The 16,200-nt window shown below is 59.0% G+C and carries 15 protein-coding genes; 10 read left to right on the forward strand and 5 right to left on the reverse strand.

Annotated features, from left to right (window positions below; genetic code table 11):
* Together glcE and glcD are read right to left on the reverse strand one after the other, a co-directional pair.
* Positions 1-1,065, reverse strand: coding sequence for a glycolate oxidase subunit GlcE (gene glcE, locus ACA065_RS15345; RefSeq protein ID WP_497695253.1), 1,065 nt, complete (start codon positions 1,063-1,065; stop codon positions 1-3).
* Positions 1,065-2,564, reverse strand: coding sequence for a glycolate oxidase subunit GlcD (gene glcD, locus ACA065_RS15350; RefSeq protein WP_497695254.1), 1,500 nt, complete (start codon positions 2,562-2,564; stop codon positions 1,065-1,067). The genes glcE and glcD overlap by 1 nt, the downstream gene beginning before the upstream one ends.
* A gap of 232 nt (positions 2,565-2,796) precedes the next feature.
* On the opposite strand from glcD, the gene glcC reads away from it, so the two are divergent.
* The 10 genes from glcC to ACA065_RS15400 all read left to right on the forward strand — a co-directional run bounded on the left by glcC (position 2,797) and on the right by ACA065_RS15400 (position 12,987).
* Positions 2,797-3,564, forward strand: a complete 768-nt coding sequence (glcC, locus tag ACA065_RS15355) for a transcriptional regulator GlcC (protein WP_497695255.1) — start codon at positions 2,797-2,799, stop codon at positions 3,562-3,564.
* 422 nt (positions 3,565-3,986) lie between these two features.
* Positions 3,987-4,712 (forward strand): energy transducer TonB, encoded by a 726-nt coding sequence (locus ACA065_RS15360; protein ID WP_497695256.1) that lies wholly within the window; start codon positions 3,987-3,989, stop codon positions 4,710-4,712.
* Between the two features lie 84 nt (positions 4,713-4,796).
* A complete protein-coding gene (locus ACA065_RS15365; protein WP_497695257.1) occupies positions 4,797-5,525 on the forward strand; it encodes a MotA/TolQ/ExbB proton channel family protein in 729 nt (242 codons plus the stop codon).
* Positions 5,525-5,950: an ExbD/TolR family protein gene (locus tag ACA065_RS15370; protein ID WP_497695258.1), complete on the forward strand. Its 426-nt coding sequence runs from the start codon at positions 5,525-5,527 to the stop codon at positions 5,948-5,950. The genes ACA065_RS15365 and ACA065_RS15370 overlap by 1 nt, the downstream gene beginning before the upstream one ends.
* Before the next feature lie 113 nt (positions 5,951-6,063).
* Positions 6,064-8,184 (forward strand): TonB-dependent receptor, encoded by a 2,121-nt coding sequence (locus ACA065_RS15375; protein WP_497695259.1) that lies wholly within the window; start codon positions 6,064-6,066, stop codon positions 8,182-8,184.
* A 7-nt stretch (positions 8,185-8,191) separates the two neighbouring features.
* The gene (locus ACA065_RS15380; RefSeq protein ID WP_497695356.1) at positions 8,192-9,457 is read left to right on the forward strand and encodes a histidine-type phosphatase; all 1,266 of its coding nucleotides are present in this window, start codon (positions 8,192-8,194) and stop codon (positions 9,455-9,457) included.
* Between the two features lie 493 nt (positions 9,458-9,950).
* On the forward strand, positions 9,951-10,787 hold the full coding sequence (locus tag ACA065_RS15385) for a substrate-binding periplasmic protein (RefSeq protein ID WP_497695260.1): 837 nt from the start codon (positions 9,951-9,953) through the stop codon (positions 10,785-10,787).
* Positions 10,788-10,870: 83 nt separating this feature from the next.
* Positions 10,871-11,632 (forward strand): amino acid ABC transporter ATP-binding protein, encoded by a 762-nt coding sequence (locus ACA065_RS15390; protein ID WP_497695261.1) that lies wholly within the window; start codon positions 10,871-10,873, stop codon positions 11,630-11,632.
* 10 nt (positions 11,633-11,642) lie between these two features.
* Positions 11,643-12,305, forward strand: a complete 663-nt coding sequence (locus tag ACA065_RS15395) for an amino acid ABC transporter permease (RefSeq protein ID WP_497695262.1) — start codon at positions 11,643-11,645, stop codon at positions 12,303-12,305.
* A gap of 10 nt (positions 12,306-12,315) precedes the next feature.
* Complete coding sequence (locus ACA065_RS15400; protein ID WP_497695263.1) at positions 12,316-12,987, forward strand: amino acid ABC transporter permease; 672 nt, start codon at positions 12,316-12,318, stop codon at positions 12,985-12,987.
* 188 nt (positions 12,988-13,175) lie between these two features.
* Here the strand turns inward: ACA065_RS15400 and ACA065_RS15405 are convergent, their stop codons facing one another.
* The 3 genes from ACA065_RS15405 to ACA065_RS15415 are packed head-to-tail and all read right to left on the reverse strand — an operon-like array spanning position 13,176 to position 16,052.
* Positions 13,176-13,937 (reverse strand): SDR family NAD(P)-dependent oxidoreductase, encoded by a 762-nt coding sequence (locus ACA065_RS15405; RefSeq protein ID WP_497695264.1) that lies wholly within the window; start codon positions 13,935-13,937, stop codon positions 13,176-13,178.
* Positions 13,938-13,947: 10 nt separating this feature from the next.
* A complete protein-coding gene (locus ACA065_RS15410) occupies positions 13,948-14,913 on the reverse strand; it encodes a C-terminal binding protein (RefSeq protein WP_497695265.1) in 966 nt (321 codons plus the stop codon).
* Complete coding sequence (locus tag ACA065_RS15415; protein ID WP_497695266.1) at positions 14,910-16,052, reverse strand: fumarylacetoacetate hydrolase family protein; 1,143 nt, start codon at positions 16,050-16,052, stop codon at positions 14,910-14,912. The genes ACA065_RS15410 and ACA065_RS15415 overlap by 4 nt, the downstream gene beginning before the upstream one ends.
* Positions 16,053-16,200 lie beyond the last annotated feature (148 nt).

Below are 16,200 nucleotides of genomic sequence, written 5' to 3' on the forward strand. Positions count from 1 at the left end.
TCAAAGCTCCGCGTAAAGGCGTCCGGGGTTGAAGATTGCGCTGGGGTCCAGGTGCCGCTTGAGGTTTTGGTGATAGCGCATCAGAGCCGCCGGTAGCGGCTGGAACGGGCTATCGGCGTGGCCGTGGCTATAGCAGGTCACATGCCCACCGGCTTTTTCGACAACCTGGCGAATCAACGCAGCGTCGGCGCCAGACTTAAGCCAACGCTGGGCCCCGGCCCAGTCGATCAATTGCTGGCCGGGCAAGTCGAGCATCGGTGTGTTGTTCGGTAGCGACAGCCGCCAAAGTGGTTGACCCGCATCGAAGAAGCTCAATCGATGCTCGTTGAGATCGGCCCAGTACGAACCGTCCAGCAGCTCGCCACCGAGCCGGTCATGGGCCGCAGCTACCGAGCCTTCACCGCCTTCCAGTCGCAGGTGCAGGCGTTCACCGTCATGACACGCCGCACTGATTGGCAACGGTTGCTGACCCCATTGCGCCAAGTGCTGCAAGGCACGTTCGCTGCCCATTTCCAGGCTGATGCTCAAGGTTTGACGAGGCTTGGGAAGCACCTTGAGGGAAACTTCGGTGATCAGGCCCAGTGTTCCGTAACTGCTGGCCATCAACCGCGACACGTCGTAACCGGCGACGTTCTTCATGACCTCACCGCCAAAGCGCAGATGCTTGCCCTGGCCTGTAATCACCCGGGTTCCCAGGACGAAGTCGCGCACCGACCCCGACCAGGGGCGCCGTGGCCCCGACAACCCGCTGGCAATCATGCCGCCAACCGTGGCGGTGCCAGCGAAGCCTGGAGGCTCGCAAGGCAGCATCTGCTGCGCCGCGTCCAATACCTGGGAAAGCTCCGCCAATGGCGTGCCACAGCGTGCGGTTATGACCAGTTCGGTGGGGTCGTAGCTGACGATGCCGCGGTGGGCCCGGGTATCGAGTACATCACCGGCAACGCTGCGCCCCAGGAACGCTTTGCTGTTGGAACCCTGGATACGTAAAGGCGTTGCATCGCGCAACGCTTGATTGACCTGCTCCAGCAGCGCACCACTGGCATCGATATCGAGTTGATTGCGCATCAGAAACGCTCCAGTTCAGGGAAGGGCAGCTGGCCCATATGAACGTGCATCGCGCCAAACTCGGCGCAGCGATGCAGGGTCGGAATATTCTTGCCTGGGTTGAGCAGCCCGCTCGGGTCGAACGCTGCCTTGACCGCATGGAACAGGGTCAGCTCGTCGCTGTTGAACTGCGCGCACATCTGGTTGATCTTCTCGCGGCCCACACCGTGTTCACCGGTGATGCTGCCGCCGACCTTCACGCATAACTCCAGGATCTTGCCGCCCAGCGCTTCGGCACGCTCGAGTTCGCCCGTCTGGTTGGCATCAAACAGAATCAGCGGGTGCATATTGCCGTCACCGGCATGAAAGACGTTGGCCACCCGCAGGTCGTACTCAGCAGATAGCGCGGCGATGGCCTGCAGTACACCGGGCAATTCGCGCCGTGGAATGGTGCCGTCCATGCAGTAATAGTCCGGTGACAGCCGGCCCACCGCCGGGAACGCGTTCTTGCGTCCTGCCCAGAACCGCACGCGCTCTGCCTCATCCCGGGCTTGGCGTACTTCGGTGGCGCCCGCCAGCTCAAGCACTTGGCGGACTCTGTCGCAGTCTTCATGCACGTCGGCTTCAACACCGTCCAGTTCACAGAGCAGAATGGCTTGTGCGTCGACCGGGTAGCCGGCGTGAATAAAGTCTTCGGCGGCACGTATCGCCAGGTTGTCCATCATCTCCAGGCCACCGGGAATAATCCCGGCAGCAATGATGTCGCCGACCGCGCGCCCAGCCTTTTCCACAGAATCGAAGGCAGCCAGCAGCACCTTCGCAGACTGCGGTTTTGGCAGCAGTTTGACCGTCACTTCGGTGATCACGCCCAGCATGCCTTCAGAGCCGGTAAACAAGGCCAGCAGGTCAAAACCTGGAGAGTCGAAGGCGTTCGAGCCCAGGCTCAGGTAGTCGCCTTCAACGGTGAGGATGTCGACCTTAAGGAGGTTGTGTACCGTCAGCCCGTATTTAAGGCAGTGCACGCCGCCGGCGTTTTCGGCAACGTTTCCGCCGATGGAGCAGGCGATCTGGGAGGAGGGGTCCGGTGCGTAGTAAAGGCCATACGGCGCGCTCGCCTGGGAAATCGCCAGGTTGCGCACCCCAGGCTGAACCCTGGCGGTACGCGCATCCGGGTCGATGTGCAGTATCTGGTTAAAACGCGCCATCACCAGCAGCACGCCTTTTTCCAGCGGCAGGGCACCGCCCGACAAGCCCGTTCCTGCACCTCGCACCACCACCGGTACCTGGCGCTCATGACACAGCCTGAGCACACCCTGAACTTCATCGAGGTGGCGGGGCAGTACCACCACCATTGGCGTGGTGCGATAGGCCGACAGGCCGTCGCATTCGTAGGGCTTGAGTTCTTCTTGCTGCTGCAGGATCTCCAGATCGGGCAATCGCGCCTGCAGCGCCTTTACAAGTGCGTATTTGTCGACGTCAGGCAGAGCGCCGTCGACGCGCTCATCGTAGAGAATGTTCATAGGCAGGTGGCAACTCTCAATTGTTTTTATTAGAGGCTGTTGCGGTTACGGCTGGCTTGCATCATTGACCTGAGGCGTTTTACTGTCTATGCGATGTTTTACTGGTCGAACCAGTTTTTTATTTATTGTGTTTTTGGATATCAGATAAATAAGTTTAAAAACATGTAGTTAATCTCTGGTATTGGATACCTGTAAAAAGAAGCTTGTACTGGTAATACCACTCGGAGGCAGGATGGACGGCACAGGTTCAAGACGAAATCCCCAGGTCGCAGACGTGGTCTGTGAACGCATCGAGCGCTTGATCGTGGACGGTGTGTTCAAGACCGGGCAATTGTTGCCGTCCGAACGGCGCCTGACCGAGAAACTTGGCGTATCCCGTACGGCGCTTCGCGAGGGGTTAAAGCTGTTGCGTGCGCGTGGAATTATCGACACAGAGCACGGCAAGGGGTCGTACGTTGCCGACCTGTCGAGCCACGGTGCTGCGTCGCCGCTGATGCATCTTTTCAGCTCGCAGCCACGCACACTTTACGATCTGTTCGAGGTACGCAGCCTTCTTGAAGGGGAGTCCGCACGCTTGGCTGCATTACGCGGGACCGAGGCCGATTTTGTACTGATCACCCGTAGCTACCAGACGCTGGTTGACGCACATACCCGAAGTCTGGATACCGGCGAGCATGCCCGGCTTGATCATGCCTTTCATTTGGCAATCTGCGAGGCCTCACACAATCCGGTGCTGGTACAGACGCTGCGTTCGCTCACAGACCTGCTGCTCAATACGGTGTTTGCCTCGGTCAATAATCTCTATCACCGCGAGCCGCAAAAACGCCAAATCGACCGCCAGCACGCAAGGCTCTATAACGCCGTGATCGGGCGTATGCCGGACCAAGCGCGCAAAGCGGCCATTGCTCACCTGCGTAGCATTTGTGAGAACCTCAAGGAAATCGAAGTCGAGGAGCAGCGGTTGATCCGCGCAACATTGCGCCTCGAGGGGTGGGCGTGAGGCATTCAGATCACTTTTCTGGCTGAGCGATTCAGCTATCCCCAGTGGGAGCAGTAGGCACCCTGCGCTCAGGGACGGCGCGACACGAACACGCTCACGCCAAAACATACGAGCAGAGCCAGCGCAGAGAGCAACATTGCGCTGCCAATACCGACCAGCATGAGCGCGCCATTGAGCAGCCACAAAGAGGCGTGTGACGTGGATTCAATCCCGTAATGACCGTTTAGGAGGTCTTGCCGGTTGGCGCCGACGTAGTTGTAACAAACTGCTTACTTGATAATCCTTCTCTGTCACGCATCTGTCATTCGTCACTCCTATATTCCTGCGACACCTGTCACGAGGCGCCTATACAGGGCCTCGGGCCCAACTTTCGCAGGGAATGCGCCCGATGTACCCGGCTACCGGCCTGGAGGAAATCAATCGTGGATGCGACGCTGACACCCCTGCTGCACCTTCAGCCATTGCCTGCCGGCAATGCCTCACGATTACTGCGCAGAGGCTGCGCGGTGGCGCTGGTGGTGGCGGTGCATGTGGTGGCATTGAGCGTGGTGAGCCGGTCATCGACCCCGGCGTTTGCACCACCGGTGATTCGTACTATTTACGCTTCGGTCATCAATGAACCGAGTCCGGCGCCAGCCGCCACTGCCGCACCCGCACCCGCACCACCACCGCCCGTTGCCTCGGTCGCTCCGCCGCCTGTGGCCGTTCAGCCAGTCGTCCGGCCTAAACCCGTGGCCAAGCCGCATGTGCTGCAACGCCCCGTTGCGGCCGTCGCAACAACCGCCCCCGCGACTACCAGCACGGCGGCCGCCGCACCAGCAGTCATGCCAACTCCAGCGCCAACTCCCGCACCACCGCCTCAACCCAAGACACTCACCCGTGGCGTCGAATACGTGCATGAACCGCAACCCGAATACCCCGACAGTGCCCGCGAAGAGGGCCACGAGGGCACCGTAATTCTGCGGGTGCTGGTGGACGAACACGGCAAGCCCGGCGCGGTGGACGTGGTGCGTTCCTCCGGCTTCGGCAACCTCGACGAGGCGGGCAGGGCGGCGGTACGCGGCGCACTGTTCAAGCCTTATCTGGAGGAGGGGCATGCGGTGTCGGTTTACGTGATCGTCCCGCTGCGATTCCAGCTCGACAGTTAGCACTCATGCAGGTTTAACCCCGCCCACTTTTAACGAAGGGCCTCCCGGTCAGGGCAGCGCTCACCTCAAAGAAAGGAAATACACATGGAAACCGGAACACTGGGTTTGAATGTTTTGTGGCAAGAGGCCGATTTTGTCACCCGCGGGGTAGCCCTGATGTTGTTGGTGATGTCGGTTGCGTCTTGGTACGTGATGCTCGACAAGCTGGTGCGCCTGGCACTGCATCGCCTGCGCTCACCGAAATTGCTGGCGGCGTTCTGGAACGCAGCGACGCTCAAGGATGGCGTGCAACAACTGGGTCATCGCAGCGCCTACGCCGAACTCACCCACGCCGGCGTCAGCGCCGCACGCCAGCACCGTGATGCGCTGGATGGCGACATGAACCCGCCAGCCTTCAGTGAATGGCTGACCCGCGCCTTGCGCCAAGCCACCCTGACCGTGGGCGGGCAATTGCAAGGCGGCATGGCGGTTTTGGCCACTGTGGGTTCCAGTGCACCCTTTGTCGGCTTGCTCGGCACTGTGTGGGGCATCTATCACGCGTTGATGAAGATCGGCCTGACCGGCGACGCGAGCATCGACAAGGTCGCAGGCCCCGTCGGTGAAACCCTGATCATGACCGCCCTGGGTCTGGCCGTGGCCATTCCGGCCACCCTGGGCTACAACCTGCTGGTGCGCAGTAACAAACAGACATTGGCTGAACTGGGCAAGTTTGCCTTCGAGCTGCACGACCTGCTGGTGATCGGCGCCCGTGCTACCCCGCGCGGTGGGCAGCCTGCGCGCAGCACGTTCAACGCTCAGGCGGAGTACGTCTGATGGCCGGTGGGTTGCTGGACGGTGACGATCTGGAAGAGGACGGCTTCAATCCCGAGATCAACACCACGCCACTGGTGGACGTGATGCTGGTGCTGTTGGTGATCTTCATCATCACCGTCCCGGCCATCCAGCACGCGGTGAAGATTGACTTGCCCAAGGCCGCCGCGCAGCAAGACAACAAGCCGCCACCCTTCGTGGACCTGGCGCTGGACAGCGACGGGCACCTGCATTGGGACGACCGCGACATCAGCGACATTGACTTGCCTCCACTGATAGCCGAGGCCGCCGCACGTCAGCCTGTGCCGGAGTTGCATCTGCGTGCCGAGCGCAACACCCCCTATGAAAAGGTGGTGCAGGTAATGGCTGCTGCGCAGTCCGGTGGCCTGGACAAGATCGGCTTTGTGACCCAGGCCGTAACGCCTTAACAACCGCGTCGCCTTCGTCCAACGCCCTCGGTCGGCTGTTACAGCCGGCCACGGCGAAGTGCGCGCCACAGAAATCAACCAGGCCGTGAACGGCCGTTTTCGAAGGTGCAGTCATGTTTCGCAAATCCCCGTTGTATCTGCGTGCAGGTCTCGGTTTCGCAGCGTTTGCCCTGGCCTTGCCGTCTTTTGCGGCCGATGTTCCCGCGGCCATCGACGACAGTACGTTGGCCACGTTGCCTCAAGTCACAGTAAAGGCTGCCAAGCGCAAACCGGCGTTACACCAACAGACCAACAGCGGTGCCTTGGGCAGCCACGCGGTGATCGACACGCCGTTCTCGTTCAGGAGCGTTAGCAGCGACGAAATCCAGGCGCGTCAGGCGGGCATCCTGTCTGAGGCCGTCAAGTACGACGCCTCGGTCACCTCCATCAGTTCCAGCTACGGCACCCACCCAGCCACACTGGCCGTTCGCGGCCTGCCCCTGGATGACCTGAACGGCTACAAGGTCGACGGCATGGCCAACATCAACCGCGGTGTGGAAATGCCTCTCGAGATGTTCGAGCGGGTCGATGTGCTTAAAGGCCTGTCGGGCTTCATGTATGGCTTCGGCAGCCCGGGTGGCATCGTCAACTACGTGACCAAGCGGCCTACCGACAAGACCACCCTCAGCGTCGACGCCGGTTACCAGTCCGACAACCTCTACAAGGAACATCTGGACGCCGGAGGGCGCCTGGATGACCCGCGTTTCGGCTACCGGGTCAACGTAGTGCACGAGGAGGGCGATGCCGCTTCGGGTGACGCCAAGGTCAACCGCACGGCGGTCGGCGTGGCCCTGAACGCACAGCTCAGCGATGACCTGAGCGTCGACTTCGACACCCTGTACCAGAAGCGCACTACCAGCGGCGGCACCGACATCATCGTCAACACCAAGAACGCCTTGCCCAGCCCGATTGATGGCAGCAAGCGCTTGTACAGCAACGGCTCCTACACCGATGTCGACTACAGCCTGTCGACCGTGAGCGCCACCTACAAGTTTTCGCCCGACTGGACCGGTAAACTGGCGTACCGCTACACCGATTCGACACGCCGTTACGCGAAGGACCAATACCAGATTTCCAGCGACGCCGGCGCCTACACCGACAAGGTCACGTCCGAGTACCACGCTTACGACTACAACGACACCATGGGCACCCTGGAAGGCAAGTTCACCACGGGATGGTTCACTCACGACCTGGTACTGGGCGCCAGCTATTCGCAACTGAACTCGGACAAATCCGTGGTCACTCCCAAAACCACCGTGGGCAAAGGCAACCTGTACAACCCGACGATTTTCTCGGTGTACAACATCGACTACAGCGGCGGCACCTATGGCGACGACAACGTCAAGGAAAGTGCGGTGTTCGCCAGCGACACTATCGGCCTGGGCGAGCACTGGTCGTTGCTGGCGGGCCTTCGCAACGAAAACTTCCGTGAGCAAACCCACGACTCCGCCACCTCCTCGGCGACGCAATACAAGGCCCGTCCGGCAACCCCGACCGTGGCGTTGATGTACAAGCCGACCCAGGACGTGACGCTGTACGCCAGTTACGTCGAATCCCTGGAGAGCGGCGGTACTGCGCCTACCACTGCCGTCAACTCCGACCAGACCCTGGGCCCGCTGCGCAGCAAGCAATACGAGGTGGGCGTGAAAGCCCAGCAGCGTAACTGGAGTGCCACCGCCGCAGCGTTTCGCATTGACCGTGGCGCCGAGTACACCAACGACGCCAACGTCTACGTGCAAAGCGGCACCGTCCGCTATCAGGGCCTGGAACTGAACGCGAGCGTCGATGCCACACCGGACCTGACCGTGGAAGGTAGCGTCATGTCGCTGGACTCGGCTTACCACGACGCGGGGGACGGTGTGGACGGAAACCGTGCAGCCGGTGCGGCGCACTATCAGGCCGCGACGCAGGTCACGTACCGTGTGCCCATGGTGCCGGGGATGTTCCTGCACACCGGCGCCCAGCGTATCGGCGAAATGGCGGTGGACTCGGGCAACGTGCACTCCCTGCCGGCCTACAGCCTGTTCGATGCCGGGGGCGGTTATCGTCTGCGTCTGGGCGATGGCCATGCGCTGACCTTGGGGGCTAACGTCACCAACCTTGCCAACAAGAAGTACTGGACCTACTACCAGGAAAACTACCTGCAGCCGGGTTCGCCACGTACGTTAAGCCTCAATACCCGCTATGACTTCTAGGCCCGTGATGATGAAGTCGACGTTATCGAAGTACGCGGGTTTGGCGCTGGGCGTGTGCCTGGCGCTTCCATCGGTGGCCGCGCCACTGAACACCTCCGGCCTGCGCCTGGACAAGGTGGTGCTGGTGATGCGCCACGGCATCCGCCCGGCTACCGACACCGCCGAGTTGCAACGCTGGTCAGCCAAGACCTGGCCGGCGTTTGGTACCCAGGACGGCCAGTTAACCGCCCACGGCCGCGCTGCCACCGTGCTGCTGGGCCAATGGCAGCGCCGCACGCTGGATTCGCTCGGCCTGTTCAAGGCCGGGCAGTGCCCGCAGGCGGGGGAGGCCTACGTGTGGTCCAGCCCGGTAGCACGTACCCAGGCCACCAGTGCGGCGTTGCTCGAGGGGATGTTCCCGGGCTGCGGCGTAGCCGTACATCATGTGCGCGAAAGTGAAGACCGGCTGTTCCACGGCGATGAAAATGGCCTGGCGCCACTGGACCCGGCGCGCACCCAGGCGGCGATGCTGGCTGCCATGGGCGGCAGCGTCGACGTCGCTCGCGAGCGCTTCGCCGCGCCTGTATTGGCCATGCAGCAATTGGTCGGCGTGCCGACGCCCTGCGGGAAAAAGAGTTGTGCCCTGAGCGAGCAACCCTGGGCGCTGAAAGAGAAGGCCGGCACCATTAAGCTCAGCGGTCCGTTGAGCGTGGGCGCGGCCATGAGCGAAACCTTTCGCATGCAATACGCCGAAGGCCTGCCACTGGACCAGGTGGCGTTTGGCGAAGGGCGCAGCGCGGCAGATGTATCGCGCTTGATGGTGTTGCGTTCGGGCAAGTACGCGTTGAGCAATCACGTACCTTACATTGCCCAGCGGGGTGCTTCGCAATTGCTCGGACAAATCCTCCTGGCCCTGCAACCTGCCTCCCTGGGCAGCCCGCCGGGTACCAAATGGTTGGCGTACGTGGGCCACGACAGCAACATCGCCCAGTTGCGCACGTTGCTGGGTTTCGACTGGAAAATCGCTGAATACCCCGAAAATGACGCAGCGCCTGGTGGCACTATCGCGTTTGAACGCTGGGTGAACGACCGCACAGGCGCGCAGTTTGTCAGCGTTGCCTACGTGGCGCAAAGCCTTGACCAATTACGCAGTTTGTCTGATGCGCCGCCATATCAGGAGCAATACCCAGGGTATGCAGGAGAGCGCTTGATGCCATTGAAGGGGTTTGTTACCGAGATGGAAGGGCGCTTCGATCCTTCTGCGACCGAGGTGCAGCATTACGGCAGTCCGTGATTATGGGGGTGGACGTTTTGGTATTACACCAAGCGAGGTGACGAATGCGGTGCATGGACCAATGTAGGTGGAGCCGCTGCCGCGTCAGTAAACAACTGCATCAGTCTTCCAGCCCCAACGTGTGCAACAGTGACGCTTACAACACAGCGGTCGTTGCTGATCGCTGTAATGCAGGGTGATTACGGTCCCACCGCTCTGCATTTCATTCTCCCCGAGTGTCGCCTTCTCGCTGGTTTTTTCAGTCCTGACGCAAGGCAATTTTCAGAAAAAAAGACTCAAAAAGAAGCATTTATTTCTTTTTTGACTTCTTTGAGTGCGCTTTTCGCCCAGTAAATACGGGCTATTTCCGACTTTTAAAAAATTGTTACCTCCCTTGACTCTCTTTTGGAAAGATGATGTCATGTAAACGTTTACATAATAAAAAATTGGTTGCATTCCTGCCTATTGACGAACCAGAAGCTGGTTCCTGCTCAACACAACCGGAACGATTTCCATGAAAAATTACTTGAAGCGCTTCACTCAAACAGCTTTCGCCACAGTCGTTGCAGTACTCGTGTTTTCAGACTTGGCGATGGCGGCTGAGCCCGCCACGGAGCCGCTGTGGGCTAATGCACAAAAGGCAGGTGTACTCCGAGCGGGCGCCGGCTTGGCACCACCCGATGTGATTCGCGATCCGCAAACCGGAGAGTACAGCGGCATTTTCGTGGATCTGCTTCGCGAATTTGCCGACAAGGAGCTGGGGGGAGTCAAGGTCCAGTTCGTCGACACCGACTGGGACAATATGATCGCCGGCCTCAACAGCAATAAATGGGATGTGGCCATGGCGATCAACCGTAAACCACAGCGGGCGATGGTCATTCATTTCAGTGAGCCCTCGCGGTTCTTTGAAGTGTCACTGGTCTACAACAAAGACAACCCAAAAATTAAAGCAATCAGCGACTTTTCAAAAAACTTTGATAACGAAAACATTACCTTTGCCGTCGTAGGCGGGACCGCCGAAGAGCAGGCACTGTCTGCCCGGGTTCACAAAGCCAAGATTCTGAAGCTGCCTAACATTGGTGATGTAGGTCTCGCGGTTTCGAGTCGTCGTGCTGATGTATCAGTCGCTGACTCGGTCACTAACCAACTGTTCATCAATGCCAACGAGGGTTGGGCTGTCGCTGCAACGCCGGACCCGGCGCTGGCAAAACAGGGGATAGCCTATGGTTTCCGTCGTTCGGTCCCCCTGGACGACATTGAGGCTTTCAATATTTTCATCGAACAGAAAGCGGCAGACGGCAGCGTTGGTCGTCTTACCCAGAAGTACTCTGCCAAGCCAACCGCCCAGTAACGATTCGAACGATGGTAGTGACCGGGGCCGCCAGTCGGCGGTTCCGTTGCACAGTTCTTGTGAGAGATACCGAGGTGTCCGACGTGTTCATCAAGATTTCGAACTTGCATAAAAGTTATGGCCTCGGCGCGCTCAAAGTCCTCAACGGCTTGGACCGCCTGATCGAGCGCAATGACCGACTGGTTATTGTAGGACCCAGCGGTGGCGGAAAAAGCACCATGCTGCGCTGTGTCATGGGGCTAGAAGATATTGACTCCGGTTGCATCGAAATGGATGGCGAGCGTTACGTTTCCACCGGGCGCAATGGCAAGACCGTGATCAACCGTAAGTTGCAAAAGCAAATCGGCATGGTGTTTCAGCATTACACGCTGTTTCCTCATTTGACGGTTCGACAGAACCTGACGTTGGCGCCGGTGCGTGCCCATGGAGTATCGCCCAGGGTGGCAAATGAAAAGGCCGAGAGTCTGCTGGAGCGATTTGGGTTGGCTACCAAACTGGATGCCCCCCCCGCAAGGTTGTCCGGTGGCCAAAAGCAACGGGTGGCAATTGCTCGCGCTTTAATGCTTGACCCCAAGTTAATGCTATTCGATGAGGTGACTTCGGCCCTGGACCCAGAGTTAGTGTTTGAAGTGGAGGGCATGATGTCGGAGTTAGCCGATGCAGGCATGCCTATGATGATCGTGACGCACGACATGAGCTTTGCGAAGAATATTGCAACCGAAATAGTATTTTGTGCCGGGGGCATTATTGTTGAATCCGCGCCTCCCAAAGAGTTCTTTGGTTCGCCCAAAATGCCGCGAACCCGAGAGTTTCTGAAATCAATCAGGTCCGGTGGGTCCGAGTGAGGGTTGAATAATGAACTTCCACTCCGTCATTAATAACGCCGGGCAGCTCTGGTCCGGCTTGCTTATTACATTGGAACTTTCAGCGCTCACGATTACGATCTCTACTTTCACCGGCTTTGTTGTTGCGTTGCTCTCCATCAGCCCTTACAGCATCGTACGGTTGCCGATTCGAGCGTACATAGAAATTTTTCGCTGCACGCCCGCACTGGTGCAGGTGGTGTGGTTCTTTTACTGCGTACCGGTGCTGTTCAATGTGTTCTGGGAACCCTTCACTATGGGCGTGATCGTGTTTTCCCTGAATCTGACGGCGTATAACGCAGAGGCTTATCGGGCGGCGATTCAGGCAGTACCGAGTGCTCATAGCGATGCGGCCGTGGCGCTTGGGCTCAAGCGCACGCAGTATTACCGTTTCGTGGTTTTCCCCCAGGCCCTGAGGCTGGCGGTGCCCGTGTTGTTGACCAACAGCATCGGCATGATCCAGCAAAGTGCGTTGGTGGCACTCGTTGCCGTCAACGACTTGATGTATGAATCCAAGCAATTGGCCTCGCAAACGTATCGACCGGTAGAAGTTTTTACAGTAGCGGCGGGGGTCTACTTTCTGATTTCCCTGGTCATGAGTCGCATCGTCGAGTTTGTCGGCAAGCGTACCAGTCGATTGATCGACTTAAAGTAAGGGGCCGATCATGACGTACACGTTCGACTTTTCGATACTCTGGAAGTTTTTGCCGGTGATAGGCTCGGGGCTGCTGATCACGTTACAAGTGGCGCTGGCAGCCATCTTGGTGGGCGCGGTGGTAGGATTTTTCCTCGCCTACATAAGGACCTACAGCTCTTTCGTTCTTTCAGCGATTGCTACAGCCATTGTTGAGTTTTTGCGTGGTGTTCCCGTACTGATTCAGCTGTTTTGGGTGTTCTTTTGCTTCCCGGTTCTATTTGGAATTGAGACTAGCCCGTTCTTTTCTGCGTTCTTTGCACTGATGATGTACATGGCGGCCATCTGCAGCGAGTCTTTCCGGTCGGCGTTTGCGACTATCGAGAAAGAACAATGGGATGCGAGTGTTGCGCTGGGCATTCCGGGGCGCGTCATGATGCTGTATGTGATCCTTCCCCAATCGTTGTTACGGGCAGCACCGACTTTATTGTCGAACGCTGTCTCAGTGTTCAAGGAGTCAGCCATAGTTTCGGCTGTCGGCATGGTGGATATGATGTTCGTGGGCCGCAATGTATCCAGTGCGACGGGGCACCCCATTGAAGTATTAACGTTGATTGCCGTGATTTATTTCATCATCGCTTTTCCATTAACCCAAGCTGTTTCAACCGTCGAAGGCCGAATACTGCAGCGCTTGAAACTTTAGCGTTTGATCCACTCAACCCTCCATTCAAGGGTATTCGCTTGTTGGCCGATCAATGACGTCTCGAAATCGATAGTCAGGTGAACATTAATGCGCTCCGCAGTATGCTTTATCTCAGCGTGTATCAGGCACACGGAATCTTATTTTTAAATACAGCATGCCCTAAGAATATATTTATGTTTGATGACACCTCATATGCATGTATAGCCAGCGTCGGCCGTGATGATTGAACCCGTCAGTAGGCTGGACGCTTCCGATGCAAGAAACTGAACAAGTGAAGCGACTTCATGGGGCTGCCCCATCCGTTCGGCGGGCGTCATGTCCAGCCACTTCTGAATCAGGCCCGGCTGATTTTCCAGCCCGTGCAGCAGTGGCGTCTCTATATACGTCGGGGCAACGGCGTTTACCCGAACGCCGCGTTTTGCCCATTCCACCGCCAACGACTTGGTCAGCTGATGCACGCCTGCCTTCGATGCGTTGTAGTGGCACTGCGGCTGGGGTACGTTCACCACCAGCCCGGACATCGAGCCGATGTTGATGATTGAGCCGCGCCCGGCCTCCAGCATTCGCCGCCCAAAGCCCCTGCACGTGCGGAACACGCCCGTCAGGTTGACGGTAATGACCTTGTCCCATTCCTCATCGGTCATTGCTTCAGCGGGGGTGTTGGTGACGATTCCGGCGTTACACACCAATATGTCCAGCGCTGGGAGGGAGGCGGCCAGGGTGTTGATCGCCGCGCTGTCGGTCACGTCCAGGGCTTCGGCCCGGGCCCTGTAGCCCTTGGTGTTCAGGTCGTGTGCGGTGGACTGGGCGCGTTCGCGCACAATGTCGGTGCAGATGACTTCGGCACCGGTGGCGGCCAACGCCTCGGCGATGGCTGCTCCGATACCCTGGCCCGCCCCGGTTACCAGGGCGAGCTTGCCGTTCAGCGATTGTTTTTCAAGGTAGTTCATCGTCTGCCTCTCAGGTCAGTGGGCAGCGCAGGGCCTCGCCACGAAGGCCGCGCAGGGCTTCTTCGCTGGCCAGTCGTTGCAGTGCATCTACTGACGCGTCCGAGAAGAAGGCCGCATGCGGTGACATAAGCACATGCGGCGCCGTGCGCAGGGGCGAAGTGGCGGGCAGCGGCTCCTTTTCAAACACATCAAGCCCGGCGCCGGTCAGGTGCCCGCTGACCAGCGCGGCAGCCAACGCCGTTTCATCAATCAGCCCGCCGCGAGAGCAGTTGATCAGGATGGCGCCCTTGGGCATGCGGGCCAAGGCATCAACGTTGATGACATGGCGCGTCTCGGGAGTCAGTGGCACGTGTAGCGACAACACGTTGGCGCAGTTGATCACCTCTTCGCGTGACATTGGCTCTATACCGCAAGCGCGGGCCTGTTGGTTGGTGACGTAAGGGTCATAGCCGACAACGGTACAGCCGAATGCCGCCATGCGCGCGGCGTAGGCGCGGGCAATGCGGCCCAGGCCGATCAGGCCGACGGTGGTGTCGCGCAAGGAGCGTATGCCGTCGACCATCTGCGCGATTTTCCATTCGCCGCCCTGAATGCCGGTGCCGTAATAATCCAGCTTGCGGGCCAGCGCCAGGGTCATGGCGGCGGCGTGGTCCGCCACTTCTTCAACCCCGTAGTCCGGCACATTGCACACCCGTATGCCCAATGCCTTGGCGGCGACCAGGTCGACGTTATCCACCCCGACGCCGTAACGCACCACCACTGCGCCCGGCGCCATGGCCTCCATCACGCGGTGCGTCATCGGCGCAAAATTATTCAACACGGCCTGGGCGCCACGCACGGCTTCGAGGGTTTCATCCTCCGTGCGGCACTGGTGCTCAACGAATACAGCACCTGCTGCGGCGGCGGCGGCCTGTTCATGGCGGGTATTGCCGAAGGCCTGGTCGGTGACCACGAATTTCAGGTTCGCCTGGCTCATAACAGCCCCCGTTTTGCCAGGTTGCGCATCAGGGCGCGTGTGCCGTAGGTCCAGGGCGCTGCCTCGTCGGAATAAACCACGGTATTGCGCAGGGTGCCGAGCAGCGGTGTGGATATATCCACCAGGTCGCCAGGCTTATGGGTAAAGCCGGAACCCTTTTTCTCCCGGTCCTGGGTTGGCGCGAACATCGTACCGAGGAACAACATGAAGCCATCGGGATACTGGTGCGAGTCATTGCACGCCTGCGCGACCAGGTTGGCCGGTTTACGGCTGATCTCGGCCATGTTGGAGCCGCCGGACATTTCAAAACCGTCGAGGCCGCTGACCGACAACGTCAGGGTCGCGTTTTCAATGTCGGTGAGCGTGAAGTGTTCATCAAACAGGCGGATAAACGGGCCGATCGAGCAGGAGGCGTTGTTGTCTTTTGCTTTGCCCAGCAGCAGGGCGGAGCGGCCCTCAACGTCGCGCAGGTTCACGTCATTGCCAAGGGTGGCGCCGCGAATGTTGCCTTGGCTGTCCACCGCCAGTACCACTTCCGGTTCGGGGTTGTTCCATTGCGAGATACGGTTGATGCCGACCTGTGCGCCATAACCCACTGCCGCCATGGGCTGGGATTTGGTGAACACCTCAGCGTCGGGGCCGATGCCCACTTCCAGGTATTGGGACCACAACCCTTCGGCAATCAAGGCGGCCTTGATCTCGGCGGCCTTCGGTGAGCCGGCCTGAACGCTGGACAGGCTATCGCCAATCAGTGAGCCGATCAGCGCGCGCAACTCGTTGGCACGGCCCGGGTCGCCGGCAGTTCGTTCATCAATCACACGTTCGACCATACTTCTGGCAAAGGTCACGCCGCAGGCTTTCAAGGCCTGGAAGTCGCAGGGCGCCAGCAGGCAAGGGCGGTCGGAGTGATAGCCCATCTCGGAGGGCTCAAGGATCAGGTCGGCGAGATCGCCAATGGGCTCGCCAGACAGTGTGTCGAAGCGTTCGGCGGGGTTGTTGTCGAGAAAATCGGCCATGGATACCACGGATGAGGTGACATCAATCAGCACGTTTTCCCGCAGGATAACCACGCAGGGGCCTTTGCCGGGAAGCCAGACCCGACCTACCAGTTTGGCGTTTTTAAGTGAGATGGGCAGCATGAGCAGGTTTCCTTATTGTTGATATCTAGTAATGCTACGTTTTGATTTTAAGCACGGTCAAGCCATCTCGCATGAAAGAAATCGCTTTTTTCCGGTTAAAACCTGTCTTTTAGTACTAAAATATTGAAAAACAAGACGAATATTAAGT

Source organism: Pseudomonas sp. LBUM1640, assembly GCF_059716225.1.

Excerpts from the sequence above, each read along its gene's own strand:
- glcE (WP_497695253.1), bottom strand. The coding sequence starts at position 1,065 with ATGCGCAATCAACTCGATATCGATGCCAGTGGTGCGCTGCTGGAGCAG.
- ACA065_RS15410 (WP_497695265.1), bottom strand. The coding sequence starts at position 14,913 with ATGAGCCAGGCGAACCTGAAATTCGTGGTCACCGACCAGGCCTTCGGC.
- ACA065_RS15380 (WP_497695356.1), top strand. The coding sequence starts at position 8,192 with ATGATGAAGTCGACGTTATCGAAGTACGCGGGTTTGGCGCTGGGCGTG.
- glcC (WP_497695255.1), top strand. The coding sequence starts at position 2,797 with ATGGACGGCACAGGTTCAAGACGAAATCCCCAGGTCGCAGACGTGGTC.
- ACA065_RS15395 (WP_497695262.1), top strand. The coding sequence starts at position 11,643 with ATGAACTTCCACTCCGTCATTAATAACGCCGGGCAGCTCTGGTCCGGC.
- glcD (WP_497695254.1), bottom strand. The coding sequence starts at position 2,564 with ATGAACATTCTCTACGATGAGCGCGTCGACGGCGCTCTGCCTGACGTC.
- ACA065_RS15370 (WP_497695258.1), top strand. The coding sequence starts at position 5,525 with ATGGCCGGTGGGTTGCTGGACGGTGACGATCTGGAAGAGGACGGCTTC.
- ACA065_RS15400 (WP_497695263.1), top strand. The coding sequence starts at position 12,316 with ATGACGTACACGTTCGACTTTTCGATACTCTGGAAGTTTTTGCCGGTG.
- ACA065_RS15415 (WP_497695266.1), bottom strand. The coding sequence starts at position 16,052 with ATGCTGCCCATCTCACTTAAAAACGCCAAACTGGTAGGTCGGGTCTGG.
- ACA065_RS15375 (WP_497695259.1), top strand. The coding sequence starts at position 6,064 with ATGTTTCGCAAATCCCCGTTGTATCTGCGTGCAGGTCTCGGTTTCGCA.
- ACA065_RS15405 (WP_497695264.1), bottom strand. The coding sequence starts at position 13,937 with ATGAACTACCTTGAAAAACAATCGCTGAACGGCAAGCTCGCCCTGGTA.
- ACA065_RS15385 (WP_497695260.1), top strand. The coding sequence starts at position 9,951 with ATGAAAAATTACTTGAAGCGCTTCACTCAAACAGCTTTCGCCACAGTC.
- ACA065_RS15365 (WP_497695257.1), top strand. The coding sequence starts at position 4,797 with ATGGAAACCGGAACACTGGGTTTGAATGTTTTGTGGCAAGAGGCCGAT.